Origin of the sequence: Frankia sp. AgKG'84/4 (assembly GCF_023242965.2) — a bacterium.
In the GTDB taxonomy this organism is placed as follows: domain Bacteria; phylum Actinomycetota; class Actinomycetes; order Frankiales; family Frankiaceae; genus Frankia.
Window position 1 is genome coordinate 1 of the sequence record NZ_JALKFU020000580.1, and the last position, 3,294, is coordinate 3,294.

Genomic DNA, 3,294 nt, shown 5'->3' on the forward strand with positions numbered 1-3,294 from the left:
CGGGAGAGACGCCCCTGGCCGCCCCGTCCGCCCTGGGCAGCCCAGGCAGCCAGGCCGGTCGGCCCGAACCCGGACCGGCCGGGGGAGGCCAACCGCCCGAGGCCCTGCCGGTGGGGGTGGACGCCCACCGGGAACGAGGCCCGTTCGAGCGCCTGGTCCTGGTGCTGGCGGCCATGCTGTCGGCGTTGATCCTGCTGACCACGGTGGGTGGCTGGACCGCGTACGAGTACTTCGGTGGGCAGATCCACCGCATCCGGCTCGGCCTCGGCGATGACCGTCCCGCCGACGCGGCCTCCGGGACCCGCAACTACCTGCTCGTCGGCTCGGACAGCCGGGCCGGCACCGGCGACGAGTACCAGAGCCAGGAGGCGGTGACCGACGAGCGCTCGGACACCACGATGCTCGCCCATCTGGACGCCGACGGGACGACCACGATGGTGTCCTTCCCCCGTGACACCCTGGTGCGCATCCCTGGGCACGGCCGCGCCAAGCTCAACTCGGCGATCACGCTTGGTGGCCCGAGCCTGCTGATCCGGACGATCGAGTCGCTCACCGACATCAAGATCGATCACTACGTCTCGATCGACCTGGCCGGGTTCAAGGCGATGACCGACGCCCTCGGCGGGGTCACCGTCTGCGTGAAGCAGTTGCCGAACGGATCGAAGTCGAACTTGTACGACCCTTGGTCGCAGTGGCGTGGCAAGGTCGGCGACAACCGGTTGAACGGCGAGCAGGCCCTCGCCTTCGTGCGCCAACGGCACGGCCTGCCGGACAACGACTTCGACCGCATCCGCCGTCAGCAGCAGTTCATCGGCGCCGTGTTCACCCAGGCGACCTCGACGGGCGTCCTGGCGAACCCGGTCCGGCTGGAGAGCCTGGTGCACGCGGCGACCGGCGCCCTCACCGTCGATGACGGGACCAGCATCAACGATCTGCGCGCGCTGGCGACCCGGCTGCGGGGGATGTCCGCCGACCAGATCCGGTTCGAGACGATCCCGGTGCACACACCCACGCCGGCGGAGGGCGCCAACGCGATCGGTGAACTGCCGCGGTTCGGCGCGGTCCAGCTCTACGACCCGATCGCCCTGGAGAAATTCCTCGGGCCGTTGCGCGGCCGCCCGGTCCGCCCGGCCGCGCGGTCCGCGAGCCCGTCACCGTCAGTGCCCGTGTCCGAGGTGAAGGTCGACGTCTACAACGGCGCCGGCGTGTCCGGTCTGGCCGGTTCGGCCGCGGCCCGGCTGACCCGGGCGGGCTTCCAGGTCGGCTCGCCCAGGACCTGGTCCCACGGCACCCTGACGGCGTCCCAGGTTCGTTACCACCCGGGCGACGCGGCGGCGGCCAGGACCCTGCAGGCCGCGGTGCCCGGCAGCCGCTTGCAGGAGGACACCGCCGTTCCCGCCGGCCGGGTGCACCTGGTCCTCGGTACGAGCTTCACGGTGAGTGCCGTCGTCGCGCCGTCGACGCCGGCCGGTGGTGGCTCGGCGGCGGACGCCGTCCCGTCGGCCGCCGCGGCGCCGAGCGCGCCCAGTGCCCCGGAGACCGCCTCGGAGATCACCACCGGCTGCACCTACTGACCACCCGCGGCCGCCGGGTGCCACCTCGGCGCTCGTGGGCCGCGCGCCGACGCGGACGCTCGCGCGGTTCCGCGGATGGTTCTGCCAGACTCGGGCCGTGCGTGTTCTCGTGACCGGCGCCGCCGGACAACTCGGTGCCGACCTCTGCCGCCTGCTCGACGCCCGGATGGCGCAGGCCGACTCCCCGGTACGGGCCTGGGCCGGCCTGGCCCGCGCCGACCTGGACATCACCGACGCGGCACGGGTGCGCGCGGTCGTGCGCGACCAGGCGCGGCCGGCGAAGATCCAGGGCGGCCTCGTCGTCATCAACACCGCGGCCTGGACAGACGTGGACGGCGCCGAGGCCGACGAGGCCGGCGCCTACGCGGTCAACGCGACCGGGCCCGCTCATCTCGCCGCCGCCTGCGCCGCCGTCGACGCCACCCTCGTCCAGGTGTCGACCGACTACGTCTTCGACGGCCGGGCGTCCAAGCCCTACGAGACCGGCGACGAGACCGGCCCCGCCGGTGCCTACGGCCGGACCAAGCTGGCCGGCGAGGAGGCAGTGCTCGCGTTGCTGCCGGCGGCGTCGTTCGTCGTCCGTACCGCCTGGGTGTACGGGCAGACCGGCCGCAACTTCGTCAAGACGATCAGCCGGCTGGCCCGGGAGCGCGGTGCGGTCTCCGTCGTCGACGACCAGGCCGGTTCGCCGACGTGGTCGGCCGATCTCGCGGCCGGCCTGCTCGACCTCGTCGCGTCGTCGGCGTCACCCGGCGTCTACCACTGCACGAATTCCGGCGAGACCACCTGGTACGGCTTCGCCCGCCAGATCATGGCCGAGGTCGGTCTGCCCGCCACGACGGTCGCTCCCACGACCACGGACGCCTTCCCGCGCCCCGCCGCGCGGCCCGCGTACTCGGTGCTGTCGTCTCGGTCCTGGACCGACGCCGGCCTCGCCCCGCTACGACCCTGGGACGAGGCCCTGCGCGCCGCCTTCGCCGCCGCCGGCGATGATTTGCGCGGCTGATCGCAGTCGAGGCGTTCTCGGGCCCGGCCATTCTTTTATTACTCTCTTTCTGCTCCTCTTCTACGGAGAAAGCTCGGGAGAGCCGCGGGCGTGACCGGCTGAACGTGCATTTCCCGGTCTCGGATGGCGAAGACGAGTCGACCCTCGGTCGACTCCGCGCCCGCGCGGGCCGGGTGTGCGACGGGTATCCCCGACAGGACGGGCGTTCGACCCAGCAGCGGCGTTCGGGTGAGAACCTGCGAGACTGGGCATGATGGGCAGCGTCGACCAGGACACCGGCGAAAGCATCAGCGAGGTCGTCCCCACGCAGCCCCGCCCGGTCGCGGTTCCCGGCGATGCCGTGGGGAAGCCGGTTTCGGCCGTGGCCGATCCGGCGCGTTCCGCGGTGCTGCGGCGGTTCGGGCGTCGGCACGCGGCGTTCGGCGTGCTTCTGCTGCTGGGGGTCACCGCCCGGGCACTGGTGCTGGTCGCCTACCCGCCGACGCTGATGTACCTCGGCGACTCCGGTGCCTATCTGGACCAGGCGTGGCGTGACCTCTGGCCCGGTGACTGGCGGCCGTCGGGTTATCCGATCTTCCTTCGGCTGATCGACGGACCGAGCCACCTCAGCCGGATCGTGGTCGTGCAGCACCTGCTGACGCTGGCGGCGGCGGTGGGCCTGTACGCGGCGGCGCTGCGGGCGGTGCGGCGCCCGTGGCTCGCGGCTCTCGCGGC

The 3,294-nt window shown here is 72.8% G+C and carries 2 protein-coding genes and 1 pseudogene; all 3 read left to right on the forward strand.

Going from position 1 to position 3,294, the window contains the following annotated elements; genetic code table 11:
* Nucleotides 1-173 precede the first annotated feature (173 nt).
* Nucleotides 174-1,574 carry an LCP family protein gene (locus tag MXD58_RS23475; protein WP_248838444.1) on the forward strand — a complete coding sequence of 467 codons (1,401 nt, stop codon included), beginning with the start codon at nt 174-176 and terminating at the stop codon, nt 1,572-1,574.
* Nucleotides 1,575-1,671: 97 nt separating this feature from the next.
* On the forward strand, nt 1,672-2,580 hold the full coding sequence (gene rfbD, locus MXD58_RS23480; RefSeq protein ID WP_248838404.1) for a dTDP-4-dehydrorhamnose reductase: 909 nt from the start codon (nt 1,672-1,674) through the stop codon (nt 2,578-2,580).
* A 250-nt stretch (nt 2,581-2,830) separates the two neighbouring features.
* Nucleotides 2,831-3,294, forward strand: a pseudogene (locus MXD58_RS23485) (hypothetical protein); the annotation flags it as partial.